The sequence below is a fragment of the Hymenobacter sp. ISL-91 genome, from assembly GCF_018613725.1.
Taxonomy (GTDB): domain Bacteria; phylum Bacteroidota; class Bacteroidia; order Cytophagales; family Hymenobacteraceae; genus Hymenobacter.
The window spans coordinates 48,966-74,778 of the sequence record NZ_JAGGPS010000001.1 but is presented as its reverse complement, the minus strand read 5'-3'; the positions used below and the strand labels follow the sequence as shown (position 1 = coordinate 74,778).

Genomic DNA, 25,813 nt, shown 5'->3' with positions numbered 1-25,813 from the left:
GGCTATTTCGCTGCAGGAAGCGCCGCGTTTCGCCGCGGTGGGCACCGTGGTTATCGACAACTCCTCGGCCTGGCGCATGGACCCGACCAAGAAGCTGGTGGTGCCCGAAATCAATGCCGACACGCTCACGGCCGACGATAAAATCATTGCCAACCCCAACTGCTCCACCATTCAGCTGGTCGTGGCCCTCAACGAACTGCACAAGCGCTACCAGGCCACCCGCATTGTAGTGAGCACTTACCAGAGCGTAACCGGCACCGGTAAGCAGGCCGTCGACCAGATGATGGCCGAGCGCGCCGGCCAGACGGCCAGCAACCCCGCCTACCCCCACCGCATCGACCTGAATGTGTTGCCTCACATTGATGTATTCCAGGACAACGGCTACACCAAGGAGGAAATGAAAATGGTGCTGGAGACGAAGAAAATCTTCGGCGACGACGCCATCCGTCTCACCGCCACCACCGTGCGCGTGCCCGTAATGGGTGGCCACTCCGAAGCCGTAAACGTGGAATTCGCCCATGAATTCGACCTCGCCGACGTGCGCGAGTTGCTGCGCCACACTGAAGGCGTGGAACTGGTCGACGACGTGCAGAACAACACCTACCCCATGCCCCAAGACGCCCACGGCCAGGATGCCGTGCTGGTAGGCCGCCTGCGCCGCGACGAAACCCAGCCAAAAACCCTGAACATGTGGGTAGTGGCCGACAACCTGCGCAAAGGCGCCGCCACCAACGCCGTGCAGATTGCCGAGGTGATGCTGAAGATGGGCTTATTGGAAGCTTAAGCGCAACATTTATTCTTCTCGGGCAGACAAAAATCGGTGCAACCTGTTCGCTCTAGGCGGTTATTTCCCTGATTACTATCTAATTTGCGGGACTAATTCCTTCTATTATTTTCGATGCGCATTATCCTTTTGTCTTTGCTAAGCGGCCTGTTATGGTCTGCTACCCCGGGCACGCTTTTGGCCCAGCCCTCAGCTGCTACTAGTGAACTTTCCGCCACCACGAACGCGCTGGAGCAGGAATTCATTGCCAAGTTCGATGGCGGCCCCGAAGCGTTGCGGACTTATCTGAATACTGTGCCCCTACCGGCCGGATTTCAGCTTACGGAGGGTCAGCCGTCCGAAATATTCGTCTCGTTTGTGGTTGATGCCAATGGCAAAGTTGGTCAAGTGAGGGGTCTGCAACCCGTGCCTGGCAACCCGTGGCCTCGGCGTAAAGAACTGTGGGCCGCCGCCGTCAGGCATATAAGCGCCATGCCTGCCTGGACGCCCGCCCAGCACAAGGGCAAGGCCGTTGCGGCTACCTACACCGTGCCCGTACGCTTCGTAGGCAGCATTTTACCCGCTTCACACGCTTACGCCTATGCCGAGCAAATGCCCGTTTTCCCCTATCCGGATGGGGTGCAAACCTATATTGGACGCAACATTCGATACCCGGCCAGCGCACTGCGTAACCGCACTCAGGGGGTGGTGCTGGCCTACTACGAGGTGGCGGAGAACGGGCTGGTAGATAACATCCGGATTATCCAGTCGGTATCTCGCGAGATTGATGCGGAAGTCAAAAATGCAATTCAAAACAAACTTCCAACTTACCAACCGGCGCAACACCAAGGCAAACCCGTGCGGGTCTTTTTTGTCATTCCGATCGATTTCGCCATTAAGTAGCCTCGCCAAACACGCCCGCCGCAAAATCCAGCACTGCCCGCTGTGTTGACTCCGGTGCCTCGATAAAGCCCAAATGGCCCACGCCGTGCAGCAGCAGGGCGTGGCTTTGGGTGGACAGCGCTAGTTGGGGCAGCAGCGTGTCGAGGGGCACGGCCGGGTCGTCGTGGCCGCCGATGAAGAGCACCGGGAACTTGGCCTCGCGTAGCACGGCAGTGCGGTCGGGGCGGTGCTTCATGGCTTCGAGGCAGCCGAGCACGGTGGTTTCGGGCGTGGCGGCGGCTATGTCCTCCAGCTCTTTCAGCTCGGCGGCCAGCCGCTTGCGGTTAGTGGGGGCCAGCAAATTCCGGATGCTGGAGCGCATGTATTTTTCGACCCCGTGGCGGCGCACGAAACCGGCGCTTTCGTCGCGGGCGGCCTGCTTTTCTTCGGGGTCGGGCAGGGCGGTGCTGTGGAAGATTGCGAGGCCGGCTACGCGCTCGGGGTGTGCCTCGGCCAGCGCCAGGGCCACGTAGCCGCCCATGCTGTGGCCGACTAGCACTACCTTTTCGGCGCCGGCCGCATCCAGTTGCTGTAGCACCGCCCGCGCCTGCGCCTCCATCGAGTAGTCGGTTACCGGGCCCGGGTTGGAACCGTGGCCGGGCAGCGCGGGCGTGAGCACCCGGTAACGGGCCGGAAAGTCGCGGGTGAAACTGGTCCAGATAGCGGGGCTTTCGGCAAAGCCATGCAGAAAGACGAGGGTGGGTTGGGTGGCAGGCATAAGCGGCGGGCAGGAAGTACAGGCGAATCCCGACAAATACGCACATTTGCCGCATCCGTTCCCGTTACCTCTTCCCGGCATGGCATATATCAAGCGGCAGTATTACCATTACCTGATTGCCAGCGGCGCGGGTTTGTTCGTGGCCCTGCTGGGACGCTTCGTTTTCGCCACCAATTACTTCAACGATGCCGGGGGCCTGCTGATGCTCTGCTTTCTGCTGCTGATACCGGCGGCGTTAGGAGCCGTAACGGCGCATTTCACTCCGCGAACCGCCTCCAGGTGGTGGCGGCTGGTATTCGGGCCGTTCCTGACGGTGCTGCTGTTTCTGGTTACGGCTCTCCTATTCCATCTGGAAGGCATGATCTGCGTGCTGATGATTTTCCCGCTGTTCATCATTACGGCTGGCCTGGGGGCGCTCCTCTATTATGACTTGACCAAAGACAAAAGCGACCAGACCAAAACCTATGTGGTAGCCACCTTCGCGCTGCTGCCCTTCGTGCTTGCCCCTGTCGAAAGCCAGCTCACTACGCCCGATGAGTACCGCCGGGTCGAAAATACCATCGTCATTGCGGCCCCGGCCGAGGTGGTGTGGAAGCACATTGTGCGGGTGCCGCCCATCACGGCGCAGGACCTGGGCCCCAGCCTTGTGGACCGGCTGGGTTTCCCGCGGCCGGTGGAAGCTACGCTCAGCCACGAGGGCGTGGGCGGAGTGCGCCGGGCCACCTTTGAGCGGGGCGTGGAGTTTCTGGAAACCATTGATGTGTGGGAACCCCAGCGGCGCATCTCGTTCAGCATCGTGCCCAACACAGCCACCATTCCGCCCACCACGTTCGATGAGCACGTAACGGTGGGCGGCCGGTTTTTCGACGTACTGCGCGGCACCTACGAGTTGGAGCCCGCCGGTCCCGGCCGCACCCGCCTGGTGCTCTACAGTCAGCAACGCCTCAGCACCCGCATCAACCCCTACGCCGGCCTCTGGACCGGCTACATTATGAGCGAAATCCAGCGCCGCATCCTCGAGGTTATCCGCCGCCGCTGCGAAACGGAAGCCGCCGGAGCCACCCCCGCCCTGGCCGCTAATCAAAAGGCCCGCCACTGAGCAGTGACGGGCCTTCGTAATTCTCCGCAAGGCAGGCGCTATACGGTTGCCGGCTCGGTTTGCTTGGCGAACTGGATGCTGGCCATCAGCTTTACTTCCTCGCTCACTACAATGGAGCCGGCCTCGGTTACGCCACTCCATGCAAGGCCAAAATCTTTGCGGTTGATTTTGCCTGTCACTTCAAACCCGGCTTTGGTATTGCCATAGAAGTCGCCTGCCTGGCCACCATACTCCACGTCCAGCGTTACGGGTTTGGTTACACCGTGCAGCGTCATGTCGCCGATGAGCTTGTATTCGCCGCCGTCGTTTTTGGTAAAGCCCGTCGATACAAACGTCATTTCCGGGAAGGTAGCGGCATCGAAGAACTCGGCGCTCTTCAGGTGCTCGTCGCGCTGCTCCTGGTTGGTGTCAATGCTGTCGATTTTGGCCGAGAAGCGCACTTTGGCTCCCTCAAATGAGTCGCCTTCGGTTTCCGCCTCGCCTTCGAACTGCTTGAACGAGCCGGTTACGGTCGAGATGACGAGGTGCTTTACTTTGAACTGTACTTCGGAGTGGGTGGGATCAAGCGCCCATTTGGTAGTGGCCATGCTGGTGGTGGTTAGAGGGTTCAGATTGATGCAGAATGTTGGCCGGTACTATACCTGACCGGCACGCAACAAATGTATGTACATTATTTTAATTAATGTACATACACATATTTATTTTTTCCTGAATGCTCGCCTGGTAAGCAAAAGAGCCGGTACCGCATAGCGGCACCGGCTCTTTTGCTTGTTGTTGAATGTTTTACAGCAGCACTTTTTCCGCTGTCGGCTTCACTACTTTACCGCTCAGCTCGCGCAGGGCGCTGGCAATGCCGGCTACATCGAAGCCGCACTCCTTGTACAGCTCGTCCTGGGTGCCGTGCTCCACTACGCGGTCGGGGATGCCGAGGCGGCGCACAGGCAGCGCGTAGCCGTTATCGGCCATAAACTCGATTACCGCCGAGCCAAAACCGCCGGGCAGGCAGCCGTCTTCCACCGTTACCAGAGACTTGTACTGGCGGCAGATGCGGTGCAGCATCTCCTCATCGAGCGGCTTGCAGAAGCGCATGTCGTAGTGGCCGGGGTTGAGGCCCTCGGCGACGAGCTGCTGGGTAGCCTTAGCGGCATAGTTGCCGATGTGGCCGATGCTGAGCACCGCCACACCTTCGCCCTCGCGTACCACTCGGCCAGTACCAATGGTTATTTTCTTTAGCGGCGTGCGCCACTCGGGCATCACGCCCTCGCCCCGTGGGTAACGGATAGTGAACGGGCCGGCGTTTTCGGGCAGCGTGGCCGTGTACATCAGGTTGCGTAGCTCCTCCTCGTTCATGGGGGCCGAAACCACCATATTAGGCACGCAGCGCATATAGGTCAGGTCGTAGTTACCGTGGTGGGTTGCCCCGTCGGCACCGGCAAAACCGGCCCGGTCGAGGCAGAATACGACGTGCAGGTTCTGCAGGGCCACATCATGCACCACCTGGTCGTAGGCGCGCTGCATGAACGAGGAGTAGATGTTGCAGAACGGCACCAGCCCCTGGGTGGCCAAACCGGCCGAGAACGTAACGGCGTGCTGCTCGGCAATACCCACGTCGAAGGCGCGGTCGGGCATGGCCTTCATCATGATGTTCAGCGAGCAGCCCGAGGGCATAGCCGGCGTCACGCCCATTATTTTGTCGTTGGCCTCGGCCAGCTCTACAATCGTGTGGCCGAACACGTCCTGGTACTTGGGCGGCTGGGGTTTGTCGGGCGTTTTCTTGTAAATCTCGCCCGTTATTTTGTCGAACAGGCCCGGCGCGTGCCACAGCGTCTGGTCCTTTTCAGCCAGCGCGTAGCCCTTGCCCTTCACCGTTACGCAGTGCAGCAGCTTGGGGCCCGGAATATGCTTGAGGTCTTCGAGAATAGTGGCCAGGTGCTGCACGTCGTGCCCATCAACGGGGCCGAAATAGCGGAAATTCAGGGCCTCGAACAGGTTGCCCTGCTTGAGCAGCGTAGCCTTCATAGCCTGCTCGACGCGGCGGGCAATCTGCTGGGGGTTGGGCCCGAATTTGCTGAGCTTGCCTAGCACATTCCACAGTTCGTCGCGCACTTTATTGTAGGTGCGCGAGGTGGTGATGTCGGTGAGGTATTCCTTGAGCGCGCCCACATTGGGGTCGATGCTCATGCAGTTATCATTGAGAATAACCAGCAAATTGGACTTCTCGACGCCGGCGTGGTTAAGCGCCTCGAAGGCCATACCGGCCGTCATGGCCCCGTCGCCAATCACGGCAATGTGCTGGCGGTCGAACTCTCCTTTATAATCGGAAGCCACGGCCATGCCCAGCGCTGCCCCGATGCTGGTGGAGCTATGGCCCACCCCGAAGGCGTCGTAGGGGCTTTCGCTGCGCTTAGGGAAGCCCGACATGCCCTTGTAGCGGCGGTTGGTGGGGAACTGGTCGCGGCGGCCGGTCAGGATTTTATGGCCGTATGCCTGGTGGCCTACATCCCATACCAACTGGTCGTGGGGCGTGTTGAAGATATAATGCAGGGCCACCGACAGCTCGACCACCCCGAGCGATGCGCCGAAGTGGCCACCGTAAATCGAAACCGAATCGACAATAAACTGGCGCAATTCCTGGCTCACCTGCACCAGTTGGTCGGGGCTAAGCTTTTTGAGGTCGTCGGGGGAATTAATTTCCGCCAGCAGGGGCCCGGGTTCAACAATCATGCGCGCAGGGGTAGGTAGGCAAAGGAATAAGTAGGGTTGCAACCAACGCCCGGCCCGAAAGTTATGTTCGCGGCCGGCCCGACAATGGGCAACGAGCAAAGTTACGGGTTTTCCGTGTTGGTGGATGAATGGTGTGGGGGTGATTGGAACAGCCCGTCATTCTGAGCAAAGCGGAGCGTAGTCGAAGAATCTCTAATGTGATGCCAATCCTAACGGCAGAAGTTACCATTACGGTAGAGATTCTTCGACTACGGCTGCGCCTTCGCTCAGAATGACTATTTCTTAATCCCTTAATCCCTTCATCCCCCTACCTCCCCCTCTTCCTTACCTTTGCCGGATGCCGCAGCTCCCTACCAACGCCACTTCCTCCGAAGACCAGCAACTGCTCGACAAGCTCCGCCCCTCGCGGATTGTGCTGCCGGTGCTCATTGGCCTGGGCGTGGTGGGTTTCATGTTCTGGCGCAGCTATAAGCCCGGCGACCTGGCCCCGCTGGCCAACGCCAAGCCCTGGTGGCTGCTGGTGATGGTACTGGTGCTGCTGGCCCGCGACGCCGGCTACGTGTACCGCATCCGCTACCTCACCCAGAAAGTGCTCAGCTGGCGCGCTTCGCTCGACGTGATTATGCTCTGGGAATTCTCGTCGTGCATTCTGCCCTCGGCGGTGGGCGGCACGGCCGTGGCCCCGGTGCTGCTGCACAAAGAGGGCATTCCGCTGGGCCGCTCGGTGGCCTACATCATGGCCACGGCCATGCTCGACAATATGTACTACGTGCTCATGGTGCCGCTCGTGGTGCTCATCGGGGGCGATGCGCTGTACCCGAACGAGGCCCTGCACGGAGGGCTGATTGCCACGCTGCGCATTGGCTTTATTCTGAGCTACGTGTTCGTAACGGCCTATGCGCTGCTCATGGTGTACGCCATTTTCATCAACCCGCGGGCCGTGCGGCGGCTGCTGGTGCGGCTGTTTTCGGCGCGGGTGCTGCGCCGGTTCCGGGGCCGCGCCTACCAGCTGGGCCACGATTTGGTGCAGGCCTCGGCCGAATTGCGCGGCAACGGCTTCGTGTACTGGCTGCGGGCCGCTTTAAGCACGTTCTTCGTCTGGTCGGCCCGCTACCTGGTTATCGGCTGCCTGATTGGGGCGTTTATTGATGTGGGCTGGACCGATTTCTGGCTGATTTTTGGCCGCAACCTCACCTACAAAGTCATCCTGCTGATTGCCATTACACCCGGCGGCGCGGGTATTGCCGAGGGGGCCTTCCCCACGTTCTTCGGCAAGTTCATCGGCACGGCTACCATGACCAACTTTATGGTTCTGCTCTACCGCATCACTACGTACTACCTCTACCTAGTGCTCGGGGCCGTGTTTCTGCCCCGTTGGGTGGGCCGCATTTATGGCAAGCGCGTCGCCCACGAAATTATGGAAGCGTAGCACGCCACACTGCCTAGCTCACCGCCGCCAGACATAAAAATCCCCTTCTACCAGCGGCAGAAGGGGATTTTTGCTACTTATTCGGCTGAGCGCGGAAGGTTACTCCTTCTCTAGGCGCAGTTCCGAGCCGTCGGTTCCTTTGAGGGTCAGCTTGTCGTCGGTCAGCGTTACCACCGTGAAGGTGTTCGATTGGCCGGCGCCCTCGGGCATCATGGTGATGGTTTTGGCTCCCTGGTCGAAGGTGTATTTGCCATTCATCGTCTGGGAGCCTGAGGCCATGTTGTACTGGCCGTTAGCAAAGAAGGTCACGCGCTGGTCGTCCATGGCGTCGGTTTGGGCCACTTTGTCGCCGGCTGCATTCATTTCCTTGTCGGTTTTCCAGGTTTTGCTGTCGGTGCCGTACAGCTGGTTAACGCTTTCGACAGTGCCTTCCTTGGAACCGCAGGCGGCCGTGAAGAGCAGTACAAACACAAACAGGCCGGCCAGCAGGCGCGAGGCGGAAGAGGTGAAGTTTTTCATGAGGAGAGAAAGAAAGGGAAAGAGAATAGGTGAAAGTGTTGAGACGAATAAGACGGCAGCACCAACTGCCGGTAATGCGCCTCTTACGGTAGCGCTAAGCAAGAAGTTCGGGCACCGACGGATAGCAGCGTGTTTCTGCTTACGAGCACAACCTATTGTTTAGCAAGTCGTAAGAAGGGCCAACACCTAAGCCGGACAGTATGCTACGGCCGGCTACTCTCTCCCCTCACCTAACGCACTGCTATCATGGGACTTTTTGATTTTCTTTCCGATAAAGGTGAAACCAAGCCTGTTGCTCCTGCCAATACCCCAACCGGCGGCAACACCGACTTCTTCGGCACCGACAAAACTGCCGACACCACAACCGGTGAAACGTACACCGTAGTGAGTGGCGACTCGCTCTCGAAAATCGCCAAGAACCATTACGGCGACGCCAGCAAGTGGCACCAGATTTACGATGCCAACAAGTCTACTATCGGCTCCAACCCCGACCACATTGAGGTAGGCCAGGTACTCACGCTACCGAAGGTATAGCACCCTCGCTTCGCGGAAATATTCAAAAAAAGCCACTCCCAACGGAGTGGCTTTTTTGCGTTAATTCAGGCTGAAAAATGCGGATATAACTACTTTTTTACACCAGTCCAAAAGTCCCGAAACAAGTGACTCGGCAAATCAGACGGTGCCAGAAGTACGCAACCCGCTGCACTTTATCTGGTTAACTATCTACTACACAGCACACTTATTCCCAATATCAGAAACCAAATAGAATAACAGAGCGAAGTTAAAATAATTGTCATTCCTCTTGCATTTGATAAAATAAGGGCTATACCTTTGCAACACCAACCCGGTACTGCCCCGCTCGCGGCGGAGTAGTTTTCATAGGATTTATACAGAAGTGGCGAGAGCACAGGCTCCCTGACCCACTGGCAACCTTCGACCGCGCGAAAGGTGCCAATGCCTGCCCGACCAGCCAGTACGACCAGTACGGCGGCGGGGACTATAACCTCCGAGTCCCATGAGCCACTCCCGCACTTTTGCCCCTGTTTCCCCCACCGCTCCGGCCGCCTTTGGGCCTGCCGCGTCGGGGGCTTTTGGTGTTCCGGCTCCGGCCGTTGCCGCCTTGCCGGCTGCTACTCCGGTTGCCGCCCGAATGCGAATGCGCGGCTGTTGTAGCGCGTGTTGCGGCTGCTAGCCTAAGCGCCCAGCCCCGGCCCCCAGCGGGCCTCCCCTGCTTTTTCCTTCTTTTTCGCTTGCTCCGGCTCCGGCCCGGCGCGCCCTTTCCGCGGCCTTTGCCCGCTGCTTTCTGCGGATTCGTGTGCGAAAACCGGTTACCGAAAAAACCAACAACTGACAACCAACCGCTAACAACTAAATAGCCATGTCCTCCAGCCACCACTTCGAAACCCTGCAACTCCACGCCGGCCAGCAGCCCGACCCCGTAACCGGTTCGCGGGCCGTGCCGCTCTACCAGACCACCAGCTACGTGTTTAAAAACGCCGAGCACGGCGCCAACCTGTTTGCTCTCAAGGAATTCGGCAACATTTATACCCGCCTGATGAACCCCACGACCGACGTGTTCGAGCAGCGCGTGGCGGCGCTGGAAGGCGGCGTGGCAGCGCTTGCCGTATCGTCGGGGCAGGCGGCGCAGTTCATTGCCCTCAACAACATTTTGCAGGCCGGCGACAATTTCGTGAGCTCGACCCACCTCTACGGCGGCACCTACAACCAGTTCAAGGTGGCTTTCAAGCGTTTGGGCATTGAAGTGCGCTTTGCCAACGTCGACGAGCCGGCCGGTTTTGAAGCCCAGATTGACGAGCGCACCAAGGCCATTTACCTCGAAACTATCGGTAACCCCAGCTTCAGCATCCCCGATTTCGAGGCCATTGCCGCCATTGCCCGCCGGCACGATTTGCCGCTGGTGGTCGACAACACCTTCGGGGCGGGCGGCTACCTGTTCCGGCCCCTGGAGCACGGCGCCAACATCGTGGTGGAATCGGCTACCAAGTGGATTGGCGGGCACGGCACGAGCGTGGGCGGCGTGATTGTGGACGGCGGCACCTACGATTTCGGCAACGGCAAATTCCCGCAGTTCTCCGAGCCTTCCGAGGGCTACCACGGCCTCGTGTTCAGCGACACGTTTGGCAAAAACGGGCCGTTTGGCAACATTGCCTTCATCATCCGGGCCCGGGTGGAGGGGCTGCGCGACTTCGGCCCCTCGCAGAGTCCGTTCAACTCGTTTCTGCTGCTGCAGGGCCTCGAAACGCTGAGTTTGCGCGTCGAGCGCACCGTGGAAAATGCCCTGCGCATCGCCACCTGGCTGGAGCAGCACCCGCAGGTAGAGGCCGTGAATTACCCCGGCCTGGCGTCCAGCTCTTATCACCAACTGGCCCGCAAATACCTCAAGCGCGGCTACGGCGGCGTGCTCACTTTCGCCCTCAAGGGCAGCAAGCACACGGCCACGCAATTCATCGACAGCCTGAAGCTGATCAGCCACCTGGCCAACGTGGGCGACGCCAAAACGCTCATCATCCAGCCCGCCGCCACCACGCACCAGCAGCTTTCCGAAGAAGCCCAGCAGGCCGCCGGCGTAACGCCCACCCTGCTGCGCCTCTCGCTCGGCATCGAGCATTTCGACGATATCCAAGCCGATTTGCAGCAGGCCTTCGACGCCGTACGCAACGCCGCCACGCCCGACAATATTCAGGATGAACCCCTGCCCGAGCCGGCCGCTGAGCACGAGCAGCCGCTGGAAGTATAGGCCCAACAGAACGCCGTAGGGGCGGGGCTTGTCCCCGCCCGCCGTCCGAACGATGTTATTGCACACCATCAAGCGGCCCCTTTCAATAGTATCGTTCAACAGCCACGTTTAAGCGGCGGGTGGGGACAAGCCCCGCCCCTACATCGCGCTACTAACCAAGCTCCCCGTCTCATGTACACGCACCAATTCCAGCTCCCTCACCCGCTACTCCTCGAAAACGGCGGCCAGCTGGCCCACACGCAAGTAGCCTACCAAACCTGGGGGTGCCTGAACGCCGCCCACGACAACGTGGTGTGGGTGTGCCACGCCCTCACGGCCAATGCCGACGCGGCCGACTGGTGGCCCGGCATGGTGGGCCCCGGCCGCTACTTCGACCCGGCCGACTGGTTTATCGTGTGCGCCAACGTACTAGGCTCCTGCTATGGCAGCACTGGCCCGCTCACGCCCGCCCCCACTACCGGCCAGGCTGCTTTCCAGGATTTTCCGCTGCTGACGGTGCGCGATTTGGTGGTGGCCCACGAGGCGTTGCGTAAGGAGTTGGGGCTGGCGCGGGTGCATACGCTCATCGGTGGCTCGCTGGGTGGGCAGCAGGCCCTGGAGTGGGCCGTGCAGCAACCGGCAGTGTTCGAAAACCTGGTGCTGCTGGCTTCCAATGCCCGGCACTCGGCCTGGGGCATTGCCTTCAACGAGGCCCAGCGGCTGGCCATTTTCGCTGATGCTACCTACCAACTGAACACCCCGACCGGGGGCGCGGCCGGGCTGCGCGCGGCCCGCGCCATGGCTTTGCTCAGCTACCGCAGTTATCAGGCCTACGGCCGCACCCAAACCGAGCCCACCGACGCGCTACCAACCGATTTCCGGGCCGCCGCCTACCAGCGCTACCAGGGCGACAAGCTGGTGGCCCGCTTCGATGCCTACAGCTACGTGGCCCTCACGCGCACCATGGACAGCCATAACGTGGGCCGCGGCCGGGGCGGCGTAGCGGCGGCCCTGCGCCGGGTGCTGGCCCGCACGCTGGTTATCGGCATCACCTCCGACGCGCTGTTTCCGGTGGCCGAGCAGCAGCTGCTGGCCCGCCACATTCCGGGGGCCATGTACGCCGAAATGGACTCGGCCTACGGCCACGACGGCTTCCTGCTGGAAACCGCCCAAATCACGCATTTTCTCGAACGATTCCACTCCCTGACCTATGCCCATTAATGCCGCACTCCTCGCTCCTGCTGCCCCCGCCCAGCCCTGGCGCATCGGCCTCATCGGCTTTGGCTGCGTGGGCCAGGGTCTCTACGATATTCTGCAGCAGCACCCGGCCAGCGGCTTCGAGGTGGCGCGCATCGTGGTAAAAAACCCGGATAAGGTCCGGCCGCTGCCGGCTGCACGGTTCGAATTTGAAACCGAGGCGCTACTGGCCGATGATTCGCTCGACGTGCTGGTGGAGCTGATTGACGATGCCGACGCGGCTTTTCGGCTGGTAGCGGGCGCCCTGCGCCGGGGCCGCCGGGTGGTAACGGCCAACAAGGCCATGCTGGCCCGCCACCTGCCCGCGCTGGTGGAGCTGCAGCGCACCCACGGCGGCACCTTGTTGTATGAGGCGGCGGTGTGCGGCAGCATTCCCGTCATCCGCACCCTCGATGCCTACTTCGGAACCGAGCCCCTGCGACAACTGGCGGGCATCCTCAACGGCTCTTCCAACTACGTACTCACGCGCATGGGCACCGGCGACGCCAATTACGGCCCGGCCCTGGCGCTGGCCCAACAGCTGGGCTTCGCCGAAACCGACCCCCGCCTCGACATGGCCGCTTTCGACCCGCGCTCGAAGGCCGTACTGCTGGCCGCCCACGCCTACGGCCTGTTCCTGGAGCCCGAGCAGGTGCTCAACCTCGGTATCGAAGGTATTTCGACCACTGATATTGCCTTTGCAGCCAGTCGGGGCCAGAAAATAAAGGTGGTAGCTGGCCTGCAGCGCCTGCCCGATGGCCGCGTGACGGCCCTGGTGACGCCGCAGCTGGTTGGGCCCGAGTCGCCGCTTTTTGGGGTGGATGAGGAGTTTAACGGCGTGGTGTTGGAGGCCGATTTTGCGGGCGAGCAGTTCCTGCGGGGCCGCGGGGCCGGCGGGCACCCCACCGGCTCGGCCGTGCTGGCCGATTTGGCCGCCCTGCGCCAGGGCTTCGCCTACCACTACGCCAAAACCGCCGCCCCGCCCATCCACGCCACCGACCTGGAAATCGAAATCTACCTGCGCACCGACGAGCCCCGCCTCATCGACCTGCTCGACTTCAGCGAGGTGTCAGAAGAAGCCGACGAGGATGGCTACGTAGTCGGCTACGTGGCCCTGGCTCACCTTATTACTCACCGCGACTTGCTGCGTGAGCACGGTGCTTTCATTGTGCGCACCGACCAGTTGCGGCCCGTGGGCGAGGCCGCCGAAGCAACTGAGGCGGCCGCAGCGGCGCTGGAAACGGCCGGCCGCAGCTGGTAGGCCGGCCGGGTTTTGCAGCCTATTTTTTCATTTCTGAAAAATATGCTGCAAAGATGAAGTAGCGGGTTTCGGTATTTATCCCCTCAGAGGGCAATGCTGCTGGCCGTCAAATAAGGTAACGATTTCTGCCTTTCAACCCCGGAGGGGCGACATATCGGTAGCCGCAACGTAGCCGAGCGCAACCAAGCCCCAGCGGGGCGACACTAACCGTTGCATTGGTCGTGTCGCCCCGCTGGGGCTTGATTGCGCATCAAACTATTGGTCTTCTACCGATATGCCGCCCCGCTGGGGCTCGCCCTATTCTGCTACTACTGCCTTTTCTAAGGTGCCTGATGGTTTGCCAAGCTATTCCGGCGCATCGACTGCCGCCTCTTCCGTCGAAGCTGCGGCCGGCGGCAGGCTTTCCGGCGGCGCGGCACCTACCGAATCGGCCGCGGCTACGGTTAGCGGCACCCGGCGCGGCAGCAGCGCGGCCGTGGCTACGGCCGTGCGGCGCGGATTGAGGGCGGCGGCGAGCAGCGGGCCGGGCGCGCCGGTTCCGAGCAGCGGCCGTAGGAAGTCGCGCATGGGCACGAAAACCGAATCAATGTACGTGGGCTCGAAGGAATACGGGACGTGGCCGGCGCCGCGCAACGGGCGCAGCACGTTGGGCACGCCCACGGCCTGGGCGCGGCGGCGCAGCACGGCGCTGCCCGCTACTACCTGGGCCGGCAGCGGCCCACCAATCAGGCCCCGGCCGTAGGGCACGATACCGTCGCGGGTGCCGTGGATGCTGAGCAGCGGCACGTCGCCGGTCTGCAGCCACTCGGCCCGGGCCAGCGCGCCGCACAGGTTGATGACGCCCCGCGGGCGGCTGCTGTACCCGGCGTGGCCGCCGCTGCCTTCGAGGCCACCAAGGGCCGCCAGATTCAGGTAGGCGGGCACTTCGGCGGCTTTGTCGAGGTAAGCGGTTTGCAGCGCCATAAAGGCCCCGGCCGACGAGCCGCCCACGAAAATGTAGCGCGCATCCACCTTAAACTTCCGGGCCGTGGCGGCATCGTGCCGGAAAAAGCGCACGGCGGCCCGCATGTCCTGAGTGGCGCGGATGGCGGCCCGACCGATGCCTACGCTGTCGAACGGGAAGAACAGCAGCCGGTAATCGATACTGGCGGCCGTGTAGCCGAGGCGGGCCAGGCGGGTGCATAGCTCGGTCATCACCACATCGTCGCGGGTGCCGGTAACGAAGGCGCCCTCATGGGCCAGCAGCACCAGCGGCCGGCGGCGCACGGTGTCGCCGCTGGGCTCGTAGAAATCGAGGTAGAGCGGCTGGGTCTGCCCCAGCAGGCCGGTTACGCGGGCAAATTCCACATTGCGCCGCACCTTCACCTGGCCAAACAACGGACGGTGGTAGCGGCCTTTGGTGGTATCAGGCGGGGCCGACTGGGCGTGTAGGGTTGGGGCCGTCAGGCCAATCAAGAGGAAGAACAGGAGAAGTAAGCGCACGGGTGGGTAACGTGGAAGGGAGGGAGTTTGGTTGTTGGTGAAAGAACGTCATTCAGAGCGGAGCGAAGAATCTCGCGTGCTGACGTTGCAACGAATAATCCAACGTCAGCACCCGAGATTCTTCGCTCCGCTCTGAATGACGTTCTTTCACCAGCTACTTTTGCCCCCATGCCTACCATCACCCCGCCCCCGCTCCGCCCCCACGACCTGGTGGCCATCGTCTGCCCCGCCCGGGCGGCCTCGCACGCCGAACTGGCCGCCGCCGTGGCCACGCTCGAAAGCTGGGGCCTGCGCGTGCGGCTGGGTGCCAGTACCAACGTAACGGAGCACCAGTTCGGCGGCGCTGATGAAGTGCGGCGCCAGGACCTCCAGCAGCAGCTTGACGACCCCAATATCCGGGCTGTTTTCTGCGCCCGCGGCGGCTATGGCACCACCCGCATCATCGACGGGCTCGACTTCACGCAGTTTGCCCAAGCGCCCAAATGGGTGGCCGGCTTCTCCGACATCACCACGCTCAACTGCCACCTGCTGGCCCGCGGCTTCCAGAGCATCCACGGTGTGATGCCGCTGCTGTTCCATCAGGAAGGCGGGGCCGAATCGTTGGAGAGCCTGCGGCGGGCGCTGTTTGGCGAGGCGCTGGAATATGTGGTGCCGGCCCACCCGCTCAACCGCTTCGGCACGGCTACCGGCGAGCTGGTGGGCGGCAACCTAAGTATCCTGCAAACCCTCACTGGCACTTCCTCCGACGTAGCTACGCGGGGCCGTATTCTGTTTCTGGAAGACATCGACGAGTACCTCTACGCCATCGACCGCATGCTGGTGCACCTCGACCGTACCGGCAAGCTGGCCGGGCTGGCCGGGCTGGTAGTGGGCCATTTCACCAATCCCCAGGACAACACCATCCCATTCGGCCGCACGCCCAACGAAATCATCAACCACTACGCCGCCAAGTACGATTTCCCGGTAGCGCACGGCTTTCCCGTCGGCCACGAGCCACGCAATCTGGCGTTAATAGTAGGCCAGCCGGTGCGGCTGACGGTGAACGAGGCCGGGGCGAGTTTGGTGGGAATCAATGACTGAAAAAGGCTTGTCATTCTGAGCGGAGCGAAGAATCTCGCCTGCAGTGGTAACCCTATCGTTAGGAATTACTGTGGCACGCGAGATTCTTCGCTCCGCTCAGAATGACAGGCCTTTTTCAGTTCCTATCCTTTCAGCAGCTCCGGCAGGCCTTCCTTGTCAAACAGAATCCGGCCGATTTTCAGCTGCGACCAGCCGGGCTGCAGGCGGTAGGAAAACACCGGCAGGCCCTCGTGCAGGCGGCACTCGATGCAGAAGGTGCGGCGGCCGGGCTGGGCGGGCAGCTGGCTTTCGAGTTGCAGCAGGTGAGTAGAAATCAGAAAGCACGACTCGGGGAAAGCCGCCAGTCCGGCCACGGTGGCGCGGGTGATGTCGAGGGCGTCGTCCACGTTGGTGCCCCGGAACAGCTCGTCGAACACGGCAAACACGCGACCCGGCCCTTGGGCAGCTTCCAGCACGGCCTTCAGGTTGCGGATTTCGGCCAGGAAGTGGCTGTAGCCGCCGCTGAGGCTGTCGGCCAGGTTGATGGCCACCACGATGGACGAGTAGAACGGCAGCCGGGCCGCGGCGGCCGGCACGCCCAGGCCCGCGTGGGCCAGGTACACGCACAGTCCCAGCGCCTTAAGCAGCGTCGATTTGCCCGACATATTTGGCCCGGTTAGTAGCAGCACGTTGTCGGCGGGGTCGAGGTCGAGCGAGTTTTTCACCGGGGCAGCCAGCAGCGGGTGGTAGAAATCGGTGAGGTGCAGGCCCGCCGGCTGAAACCCGGGAAACACAAAGCCCTGCTCCTGTAAGCCCTTAGAAACCGACCAGCAGGCTTCCAGCCAGAAAAACGCGGCCCAGAACGCGGCCAGCTCCTCCTCGCTCACCGCATGCAGCTGCCGGGCAAAGTCCACCATGCGGGCGGCCGAAAACTGGTCCTGGGCCACGGCTTCGGCGGCCGAGTTCAGGCTGAAGCGCTCCAGAAACCGGGTGATGGTGGCGAGGCGGGCCCGGGCGAAGGGCGGTAGCCCGGCCGGCTCCAGGCGGCGGAAATAGTGCTGCTCCAGCCGCTGCAGAAACTGAATGGCCTGCACGTAGCGGGCGCGGGTACGGTAGCGCGTTTCTTCCGATACCAGCAGCCGCACCGCCAGCCGCACCCGGTTGGCTTCCAGCGCCAGCTGCCCGCTCACTACCTCGTACAGAAACCGTTGCACCTCGGCCAGCTGAATGCGCGAGTAGCTGAACTCGCCGATGACGTCCCACTGCGCCAGCAGCGCCCGAAACACGGTTTGTTTCTGTAACACCAACTCCGTGCTGGCCGGTAGCTCGCGGAGCAGCCCACGCACGGCCGCTTCCGCTGCGTGACAATGCGTGAAGTTGAACAGCGGCAGAATGTCGGCCTCAAGCCGCAGGTCGTCGACGAGGAGCATTGTTCTCAAGCTGTCAGCTTTGTTCTGGGCCACAAATCGCGCACGTAATGAAAGGACTTTGAACCAGCCATAACGCAGCACGCTCCGGCATCTTACGTTGCCGGAGCGTGCTGATTGAAAAACAGGTTTCGAACCTTCGCCAGTAGCGCAAACGGCCTTATCCTCTGTGTAATATTATCACTTGAACGAAAGCCAACGGCTAACCGCTGGCAGCTATCAGTTCAACAGAACCTACTCGCCATAAATTACCGTCAGCACCGTCTGGCCCACCGCCTTCAGGGTCCGCCGGTCTATCACGCTCATATTGTCCTGGGTGGTGTGGTGGTAGGGCCGAAACTCGCCGCTGGGCAGGAAGTCGATGACATCAATGGTGCGCACGCCGGCCTGGTTGGTATACACGTGGTCGTCGCTGACCTGGGGCACATCGGCGTACAGGAAAAAGTCGGAAAAGCCTAGCTGAGAGCCTGTATTCCAGACTTTCTCTACTACATCGGGCGCCTTCTCGCGCGAGAGACCCTCGCGGCCGAACTTCGCGCCCTGGGCACCTACCATATCCAGTAGGATGCCGAAGTTGGGCTTGTAGTTGGCCGGCACCATGTTTTTAGCCCAATACTGCGAGCCCAGGCACCAGGTATCCTGGCCATTAAGCAGGTTCGTTTTATCAGACTGAGTTACGCCGTCATAGCCGTAATCTTCCGAATCAAACAAGATGAAATCGACGCCCACGCCGGGGGCCAGGCTGTCGGGCTGGGCGGCCAGCACGCGGGCCAGCTCCAGGGCCACGGCTACGCCGCTGGCGCCGTCGGAGGCACCGTCGAGGGGGGCATTCTTGTTCTCCGTATCCTTGTCAGCGAAGGGGCGGGTATCCCAGTGGGCAAATACGGCCACCCGACGCGGGGCGCTGGGGTTGAAACGGGCAATAATATTGCGCGATTTAAGGATGTTACCATCGAAAGCCTTGGCTTCGAAAGGCTGCTCCTGCACTGCCAGGCCATACTGCTTGAACTGCCCAACTATCCAGTCGCCGGTTTTTACGTGGGCGGGCGTGTTGGGCACCCGCGGCCCAAACGCTACCTGCCGGGCGGTGTAGGCATAGGCCGAATCGGCGTTGAAAGCGGGGGTTTTGGGCAGTGCGGCCTCGGCGGCCGTAGTGTCGGCGGTGTCTTTTTTGCCGGGGCAGCCAGTGAGCAGCAGTAGGCCCACCAGCGCGGCCGGGGCAAGTCGGAGGATATATTTCATGAATAAAAACGCTTCGGATGAGCGGCAAGCGACAAGCGGCAAGCCGTAAGCTATTGTTGAACGTCAGCTTGCCGCTTGTAGCTTACAGCTTGCGGCTCGAATTTTTCTATTCTTCGCTATAGGCCCAGTCGATGCCGGTTTTGGAGTCCTTCACTACAATACCCTGCTGCTTGAGCGCGGCCCGGATTTCATCGACTTTACCGTAGTCTTTGGCGGCTTTGGCTTCCTGGTAGAAGTGCAGCGTGAGGCCCAGCAGGTCTTCGGCGCGGGCGCGAGGCTCGTCGCGCAGGCCCAGCACGTCCTGCACCAGCGTGCGGTAGGTGGCGGTAGCTTCGGCCAGGACTTCGGGGCTCACCTGGGCCAGCGTATCGGGTTTGGCGGCGTAGCCGTTGAGCTTGCGCAGCAGGTTGAACAGGCTGGCAATGGTGCGGGCCGTGTTCAGGTCGTCGTTGAGGCCCGCGAAGCAGTCGGCGGCCAGCTTGCGCAGCTCGGCGTCGGTGGCGCTGGTGTCGGCGGCGGCTTCGGTACCCTCGGGCAGTTGCAGCTTATCGAGCAGGCGCAGGCCGTTCATCAGTTTGCGGTAGCCTTTGCCCGCGGCCAGCAGGCCCTCATCGGTAATATCAACGGGGCTGCGGTAGTGGGCCTGGAGCAGGAAAAAGCGCGCCGTCATGGGCGAGTAGCTCTGGGTCAGCACCTCATTTTCACCGCTAAACAGCTGGCTGATGGTGATGAAGTTGCCCAAGGCCTTGCTCATCTTCTGGCCGTTGATGGTAATCATGTTGTTGTGCATCCACACCCGAGCCTCGTTGGTGGGATGCTCGCAGGCCTGGCTCTGGGCAATTTCGCATTCGTGGTGCGGAAACATAAGGTCCAGCCCGCCGCCATGAATGTCGAACTCGGCGCCGAGGTACTTGCGGCTCATGGCCGAGCACTCCAGGTGCCAGCCGGGGAACCCTTCACCGGGTGCTTCCCCAAAAGGCGAGGGCCAGCGCATGAGGTGGCGCTCATCGGCCCGTTTCCAGAGCGCGAAATCGAGGGGGCTGCGCTTCTCGTCCTGGCCCGTGAGGTTGTCGCGCGAGCCGGCCAGCAGTTCCTCCACCACCCGGTTCGAGAGCTTGCCATACGCGCGGCCGGCGGCATTGTAAGCGGGCACATCAAAGTACACCGAGCCATTGGATTCGTAAGCGAAACCGTTGGCCATGATCTGCTGCACCATCTCAATCTGCTCGATGATGTGGCCGCTGGCGCGGGGCGTAATGTCGGGCGGCAGGCAGCCCAGGGCCAGCATGTGGGCCTGGTATAAGTTGGTGTAGCCCTCGGCTACCTCCATGGGTTCTACCTGCCGGGCGCGGGCAATGCGGCCAATTTTGTCCTCGCCCTCGTCGGCGTCATCTACCAGGTGGCCTACATCGGTGATGTTGCGCACGTAGCGCACCTTGTACTCCAGGTGGCGCAGGTAGCGCGTAAGCACATCGAAAACCACCGGGCCGCGGGCGTTGCCCACGTGGGCCTCACTGTACACCGTAGGCCCACACAGGTACACGCCCACAAAAGGGGCGTTTAGGGGCTCAAAAAGAGCTTTCTGGCGGGTGAGCGTGTTGTAGAGCGAGAGGGGCTGGGTCATTTTTTGGGCTATTAGCTACTAGCTTTTAGCTGGTAGCTTTCGGTTTGGTGGCCAGACAACTTCACTTATTACAGGAAGGAATCTTCGGGAGAGCATGTGCAGTGCAAAAGTAACGGCAGTTTCGCAGAGTGTAGAGGAAACGGGATAACGTGGGATTTACGCCCGAATTATGATGAACAAAGTCTAAACACCAACTCAAACGGCACAAAACCCTGCATCACCAGTCTATAAAGTTCAAACGGCAGTTTATAAGGCGTAAGAACGAGTATAAAATCATTCAGACAGGGTGCCTTCGTAGCGCGGCTGATGGACTGTCGCTACTGCTTTGATTTCAACTGGTAGGTGGCCGTTGTGGGGTAATGGTCGGAGTAGGGAATTTCGTAGTTCACCCAGAAGTCGCGCACCAGCCAGCGCGGGCCGGCAAACTGGTTGTCGATGCGCAGAAAGGGAATCCGGCCGTTGTAGGTGCTGCCCACGCCGTTGCCTACGCTGGTCCAGGCGTTCTGAAAGCCGTCGGCCAGCTGGTCGTAGCTGTAGCTGTAGGGCACATCGTTGAGGTCGGCGCAAAGCAGGATGGGGTACGGGCATTTGGCAAATCGCGCCACCAGCGTATCAATCTGGGCATGCCGCAGCACGGCCCCGCGCTTGAAGCGGCGCAGCAGCCCCAGCCCCTTCTTTTTCAGGCCCGATTTACTGGAATAGCTGTCCACGATGTCCCGTTCATCCATACTCATGCTCTGCAGATGGAAGCTGTAGATCCGGATGGTATCGTTGCTGGGTAGGCGCAGATCGGCCCACATGCCGTGGTTCTGGGTGAGCTTGCCGAACTGAATGGTGCCTTTGTTGACGATGGGGTGGCGCGAGAAGATGGCCATGCCGAACTCGGCCCCGGCGCTGTTGGTCAGGGTTTTCGACAGAAACGACTCGCGCCCCGCCTGCCGGCCAATTTTGTCCACGGTCCGGAACACGTTGCCGTCGGCCGATTTAGTGCCGGTCGGCTCGTTGTAGAACTCCTGCAGGCACAGCACGTCGGCCTTGCTTTCGGCCAGCCAGCGCACCATCTCTTTAGATGACTGCAGCCCATCGTTGCGCAGCTGCGGATACACGTTGAAGATGCGCACATTGGCCGACAGCACCTGCACTACCGGGCCGGCCGTGGCCGGCTCGGCGGCCGTGGTCAGGCGTAGCGGGTGCAGGGCCAGCCCACGCTGGAAGTGGGGCCACGTGAGCACCGCCAGCGCCAGCGGCAGCAGCGCCACCGGCCAGCGCCGCAGCAGCCAGTAGCCGGCCGCCAGCAGGTTCAGGCCCAGGGCCACGGGCAGCGTAAGGGCCCCAAAAATAGCCGGCCAGAACGTGTACGCGGGTATCTGCTCGCAGGCAATGCCCACCAGCACCCATCCCATCACCAGCAAAGTGCACTTAAAAGCAAACGAACGACGCACGAATTCCTTTTTCTATCAACCGGAAGCAGATGAGTAAAGGTAGCGCTTCCGGCCCGGGAGTTACGGCTGCCGTTGCAGATATTGCGGGCCATCAGCCACCCTTTTCTGCTTGCTTTGCGCGCAACCCATTACTCTATGGCCTGTTCTGCGGCTTTCCGCGGCCAAGCCGGGCCCAAACGCCGGTGCTTGCTACCAGCGCGGCAGCGGCAGTCAGGGCGGGCCAGTTGGTGCTCTACCCCAACCCGGCCCGCGTACAGGCCACGCTGGAGCTGCCCGCTTCTGCTCACTGCCCGGTAACTCGGGTTTTACGCGGCCGGTTGCGTATCTTTCCCGGGCATTCTATCCCTCTTTATATGAGTAGACTACTACCGCTTTGGCTGTGCTTGCTATTGCCTTTATCGTTGGCTGCCGCCTCGCGCCCCGCAGCCGCCCCAGGGCCCGAAAAAACGCTGGAATTCGTTGAGAACAAGGGCCAGTGGCCCAAGGCGGTGCGCTACCAGGCCGAGCTGCCCGGCGGGCGGCTCTACCTCACGCCCACCGGTTTCACTTATTCGTTTCTGAGCGCGGCCACCTTCGCCCAGCTAAATCATCGGCACGGAGATGATAATACGCCGCCCCGTTCGGCGGCGCCCGCTCCTACCGAGGCGCGCGGCCATGCCTACACAGTGTCGTTTGAGGGCGGCAATGCCCGGGCCGCCTTGCTGCCCGAACAGGCTACCAGTGGTAAGCGCAACTATTTTGTGGGCAGCAACCCGCGCGAGTGGGCCAGCGGCGTAACTGGCTACCGACAGGTGCGCTACCAGGCCGTGTACCCCGGCATCGATGTGCGGGTGTACGAAAACGCCGGCCAAAACCTTGAATACGACTTCGAACTGGCCCCCGGCGCGAAGCCCGACAACATCCGGCTGCGCTACGCCGGGCCCGACGCCGTGCGCCTCTCGGCCGAGGGCCAGCTGCTGATTGAAACCAGCGTGGGCACCGTAGTCGAGCAGGCTCCGCTGGCCTGGCAGACTACGGCCGCGGGCCGGCGGTTGCCAGTGAGCTGCCGCTTCGAGCTGCAGGGCAACACGGTGCGGTTTCGCCTGGGTGCCTACGATGCCAAGCTGCCGCTGATTATCGACCCGACGGTGTTGTTTTCGTCGTTTACCGGCTCGCTGGCTGATAACTGGGGCTTTACGGCCACCCACGATGCGCAGGGCAACATGTACTCGGGCGGCGTAGCATTCGGGCCGGGCTACCCCACTTCGCCGGGCGCGTTCCAGACCAGCTTTGCCGGCATGGCCGATGTGGCCATTATCAAATACAAGGTAACCTCCAGTGGTGCGGCGGCCCGTCTGTATGCCACCTACCTGGGCGGAAGCCGCACCGATGCGCCCCACAGCCTGGTAGTGAATGGCCGCGATGAGCTGGTGATGCTGGGCACCACCAGCTCGGATAACTTCCCCGTGGGTACCGCAGCAGCACAGCGCACCTTCCGGGGCGGGCAGCCGGTAAATCCGTTTGGTGGCTCACCACTCGACCCAATGGGCTACTCCGATGGCTCCGACCTGTTCGTGGCCACACTTAGCCCCGATGGCAGCAAGCTGGTAGCCGCCACCTACCTGGGCGGCTCGGCCAACGACGGCCTCAACCTGGGCCTGGCCAATAACTATGGCGACCAGTTTCGGGGCGACGTGCTGACTGACGGTGCCAACAACGTGTACATCGCCTCTACCACCAACAGCCCCAACTTTCCGATGGCCGGAGCCCTGCAGAGAAATTTGCGCGGCGCCACCGACGCAGTAGTCTGCCAACTGCCCCGCCTGCTCGACCGCCTGAACTGGAGCACCTACCTGGGCGGCACCGGCACCGACGCGGCCTTCTCGCTCCAGCTTTCGGCCGGGCGCACGCTCTATGTGGGCGGCGCCACTACCGGCACGGGTTTCCCCACGGTAGCCGGCAGCCTGCACCCGCAGTCGGCGGGCGGGCGCGAGGGGTTTGTGCTGGGCCTGGATGCCGATGCCGGCACCCTGCGCCACGGCACCTACCTGGGCACCTCGGCCGACGACCTGGCCTTTTTCGTGCAGCTCGATAACAGCGGCGACGTGTACGTGCTGGGCCAGACCAACTCGAATGCCTACCCCAAAACGGCCGGCCTCTACGGTACGCCCGGTGCCCGGCAGTTCATCCATAAGCTCGATGCCACGCTCAGCAACACCATGTTCAGCACCACGTTCGGCTCGGCCCAGTCGCAGCACGAGTTTTCGCCCACGGCCTTTTTGGTGGATGACTGCGAGCGGGTGTACGTGAGCGGCTGGGGCGGCGCCACCAACCAGGGCTACAGCACAGGCAGCACCCGCAACCTGCCCGTTACGCCCGACGCCGTGCAAAAAACCACCGACGGCAACGACTTCTACCTGGCCGAGTTTGCGGCCGGCCTCACTGGCCTCGAGTACGCTACGTTTTATGGTGAGCAAGGGGGCCGAGGCGAACACGTGGACGGCGGCACTTCCCGCTTCAGTAAAAAGGGTGTGGTGTACCAGGCCGTGTGCGGCGGCTGCGGCGGCACCCAGGGCTTCCCACGGCCGCCAGGGGCCAGCTTTTATAACACCCGCAACGGCAGCACCAACTGCAACAACGCCGCTTTTGCCATCAACTTCGACATCATCACGGCCGACCCCGGCGCCACCCGCTACGCCTGCGCCACCGACGGGCCGGTGCTGCTGGGCGGGCAGCCGGCGGGCGGCACCTGGAGCGGCCCCGGCGTGGTGCGCCGCCCCGATGGGCGCTACGAGTTCCGGCCCACGCCCGAGCTGGTGGGCCGCAATGTGCTTCAGTACTCAGTAAAGGCCACCGGCGTATGCGTGAGCACCCGCCCCATGGCCCTCATTGTAGCCAAACCCTCGCCCGTAACCATTTCCCCGGTGGCCAACCTGTGCGCCAACGCCAGCCCGATAACGCTGCAGGCCACGCCCACCGGCGGCACCTGGAGCGGTCCGCGGGGCCTGAGCGGAACCACCTTCGATCCGCGCCTGTCGGGGCCGGGCACGTTCACGCTCACTTACTCGATAAGCGACACGCTGGCCTGCGGCGTAGCCAGTACCACCGTTACCGTAAACGCCCCGCCCACGCCCCAGGCCGGCCCCGACCTGACGCTGTGCGCCTATGAAACCGCACCCGTGCAGCTAACCGGCGCAAGCCCTGCCGGCGGCACTTGGAGCGGCCCCGGTGTTACATCCACTGGCCTGTTCACGCCGCCCAATACCCGCCTGCTGGGTGGCATTTTCACGCTTACGTATACCGTGAACGAGAACGGCTGCGCTGTTACAGCTACCCGGCGGGTGCTGCTGGCGCCTTCGCCCACCACCAACGCGCCACTGCAGGTGCCGGTGTGCGAACAGTTTCCGGAGTTTACCGGCTTGGCCCCGCTCACCCTTTCCATGAAGCCGGTACTCACGGGCGGCACCTACGAATGGGACTTCGGCGACGGCAGCCCCCGCTCGACCGAAGAAAACCCCGAGCATGTATTCACGCAGCCTGGCCGGTACAACGTGCGCTTGGTGGCCCGCTACGCCAATTGCGTGGTCGAAACCAGCTTCGCGCCGGTTATCGTCAACCGCACCTTCGTGCCCAACATCATCACCCCCAACCGCGACCAGCAAAACCAGACCTTCATTCCGTATTTCAGCTGCCGTACCACCCAGCTCAGCCTGTACAACCGCTGGGGCAGCAAGGTGTACGAAACGGCCGATTACCGCAACGATTGGCAGGCTACGGGGCTATCCGATGGGCTGTACTACTACCAGTTGAAAGATGCCGACGGCCGCACCGCCAAAGGTTGGCTGACGGTAGTCCGATAGTCCAATAGTCTGGTTAGTGGTTAGTGGTTAGTGGTTAGTAGAGGAACGTCATTCTGAGCGCAGCCGGAGGCGTAGTCGAAGAATCTCTACCGAAATACTAACCCCCTCGGCCGCAACGAAGCGGTAGAGATTCTTCGGCTGCGCTCAGAATGACGTTCCTCTCACCTCACACTTCTCTGTACTCACTTCTCGCGGCTTGATTACGGCACTTTCTTTTTGTACCTTTGCCCCACAAGTTGACGCAAGACCAGAGGGGACGTATCGTCCCCT

General features: G+C 61.8%; 19 protein-coding genes and 1 riboswitch. Of the genes, 10 read left to right on the top strand and 9 right to left on the bottom strand.

The window, feature by feature from the left end; translation table 11 throughout:
- Positions 1-784: aspartate-semialdehyde dehydrogenase (locus tag J7E24_RS00250; protein ID WP_215133932.1), on the top strand; the 784-nt coding region annotated here is incomplete at its 5' end.
- Positions 785-898: 114 nt separating this feature from the next.
- Positions 899-1,666, top strand: coding sequence for an energy transducer TonB (locus J7E24_RS00245; protein WP_215133930.1), 768 nt, complete (start codon positions 899-901; stop codon positions 1,664-1,666).
- Here J7E24_RS00245 and J7E24_RS00240 read toward each other — a convergent pair.
- Positions 1,659-2,423 carry an alpha/beta fold hydrolase gene (locus J7E24_RS00240; protein WP_215133928.1) on the bottom strand — a complete coding sequence of 255 codons (765 nt, stop codon included), beginning with the start codon at positions 2,421-2,423 and terminating at the stop codon, positions 1,659-1,661. The two genes, J7E24_RS00245 and J7E24_RS00240, sit on opposite strands and share 8 nt — an antisense overlap.
- A gap of 79 nt (positions 2,424-2,502) precedes the next feature.
- Here J7E24_RS00240 and J7E24_RS00235 point away from each other — a divergent pair, with 79 nt between their 5' ends.
- A complete protein-coding gene (locus J7E24_RS00235; RefSeq protein ID WP_215133926.1) occupies positions 2,503-3,522 on the top strand; it encodes an SRPBCC family protein in 1,020 nt (339 codons plus the stop codon).
- A gap of 38 nt (positions 3,523-3,560) precedes the next feature.
- Here J7E24_RS00235 and J7E24_RS00230 read toward each other — a convergent pair whose 3' ends face one another.
- Entirely contained in the window at positions 3,561-4,109 is a 549-nt protein-coding gene (locus J7E24_RS00230; RefSeq protein WP_215133924.1) for a YceI family protein, read from the bottom strand.
- Between the two features lie 196 nt (positions 4,110-4,305).
- Positions 4,306-6,246 (bottom strand): 1-deoxy-D-xylulose-5-phosphate synthase, encoded by a 1,941-nt coding sequence (gene dxs, locus J7E24_RS00225; RefSeq protein WP_215133923.1) that lies wholly within the window; start codon positions 6,244-6,246, stop codon positions 4,306-4,308.
- A gap of 337 nt (positions 6,247-6,583) precedes the next feature.
- Here dxs and J7E24_RS00220 point away from each other — a divergent pair, with 337 nt between their 5' ends.
- The gene (locus J7E24_RS00220) at positions 6,584-7,675 is read left to right on the top strand and encodes a YbhN family protein (RefSeq protein WP_215133921.1); all 1,092 of its coding nucleotides are present in this window, start codon (positions 6,584-6,586) and stop codon (positions 7,673-7,675) included.
- Positions 7,676-7,774: 99 nt separating this feature from the next.
- On the opposite strand, the gene J7E24_RS00215 is transcribed toward J7E24_RS00220, so the two are convergent.
- Complete coding sequence (locus J7E24_RS00215; RefSeq protein WP_215133919.1) at positions 7,775-8,194, bottom strand: lipocalin family protein; 420 nt, start codon at positions 8,192-8,194, stop codon at positions 7,775-7,777.
- A gap of 246 nt (positions 8,195-8,440) precedes the next feature.
- Between J7E24_RS00215 and J7E24_RS00210 the strand changes: the two genes are divergently transcribed.
- The 4 genes from J7E24_RS00210 (at position 8,441) to J7E24_RS00195 (ending at position 13,428) form a co-directional block, all read left to right on the top strand.
- Entirely contained in the window at positions 8,441-8,728 is a 288-nt protein-coding gene (locus tag J7E24_RS00210; protein ID WP_215133917.1) for a LysM peptidoglycan-binding domain-containing protein, read from the top strand.
- Between the two features lie 348 nt (positions 8,729-9,076).
- Positions 9,077-9,200, top strand: a riboswitch (SAM riboswitch).
- Positions 9,201-9,572: 372 nt separating this feature from the next.
- Complete coding sequence (locus J7E24_RS00205) at positions 9,573-10,952, top strand: O-acetylhomoserine aminocarboxypropyltransferase/cysteine synthase family protein (protein WP_215133915.1); 1,380 nt, start codon at positions 9,573-9,575, stop codon at positions 10,950-10,952.
- Positions 10,953-11,123: 171 nt separating this feature from the next.
- The gene (metX, locus tag J7E24_RS00200; protein WP_215133912.1) at positions 11,124-12,152 is read left to right on the top strand and encodes a homoserine O-acetyltransferase MetX; all 1,029 of its coding nucleotides are present in this window, start codon (positions 11,124-11,126) and stop codon (positions 12,150-12,152) included.
- Complete coding sequence (locus J7E24_RS00195; protein WP_215133910.1) at positions 12,142-13,428, top strand: homoserine dehydrogenase; 1,287 nt, start codon at positions 12,142-12,144, stop codon at positions 13,426-13,428. The genes metX and J7E24_RS00195 overlap by 11 nt, the downstream gene beginning before the upstream one ends.
- 345 nt (positions 13,429-13,773) lie before the next feature.
- Here J7E24_RS00195 and J7E24_RS00190 read toward each other — a convergent pair whose 3' ends face one another.
- Positions 13,774-14,910, bottom strand: coding sequence for an alpha/beta hydrolase (locus J7E24_RS00190; RefSeq protein WP_215133908.1), 1,137 nt, complete (start codon positions 14,908-14,910; stop codon positions 13,774-13,776).
- 168 nt (positions 14,911-15,078) lie between these two features.
- Here J7E24_RS00190 and J7E24_RS00185 point away from each other — a divergent pair, with 168 nt between their 5' ends.
- A complete protein-coding gene (locus J7E24_RS00185) occupies positions 15,079-15,990 on the top strand; it encodes an LD-carboxypeptidase (RefSeq protein ID WP_215133906.1) in 912 nt (303 codons plus the stop codon).
- A 122-nt stretch (positions 15,991-16,112) separates the two neighbouring features.
- Here the strand turns inward: J7E24_RS00185 and J7E24_RS00180 are convergent, their stop codons facing one another.
- From J7E24_RS00180 to J7E24_RS00165, 4 genes are all read right to left on the bottom strand, one after another.
- A complete protein-coding gene (locus J7E24_RS00180) occupies positions 16,113-17,399 on the bottom strand; it encodes a MutS-related protein (protein WP_215133904.1) in 1,287 nt (428 codons plus the stop codon).
- A gap of 231 nt (positions 17,400-17,630) precedes the next feature.
- The gene (locus tag J7E24_RS00175) at positions 17,631-18,638 is read right to left on the bottom strand and encodes a M28 family peptidase (protein WP_215133902.1); all 1,008 of its coding nucleotides are present in this window, start codon (positions 18,636-18,638) and stop codon (positions 17,631-17,633) included.
- A 106-nt stretch (positions 18,639-18,744) separates the two neighbouring features.
- Positions 18,745-20,262 (bottom strand): cysteine--tRNA ligase, encoded by a 1,518-nt coding sequence (gene cysS / locus J7E24_RS00170; RefSeq protein ID WP_215133900.1) that lies wholly within the window; start codon positions 20,260-20,262, stop codon positions 18,745-18,747.
- A 317-nt stretch (positions 20,263-20,579) separates the two neighbouring features.
- Entirely contained in the window at positions 20,580-21,704 is a 1,125-nt protein-coding gene (locus J7E24_RS00165) for an endonuclease/exonuclease/phosphatase family protein (RefSeq protein ID WP_215133898.1), read from the bottom strand.
- Positions 21,705-22,057: 353 nt separating this feature from the next.
- Between J7E24_RS00165 and J7E24_RS00160 the strand changes: the two genes are divergently transcribed.
- Positions 22,058-25,543, top strand: a complete 3,486-nt coding sequence (locus J7E24_RS00160) for a gliding motility-associated C-terminal domain-containing protein (protein WP_215133896.1) — start codon at positions 22,058-22,060, stop codon at positions 25,541-25,543.
- Positions 25,544-25,813 lie beyond the last annotated feature (270 nt).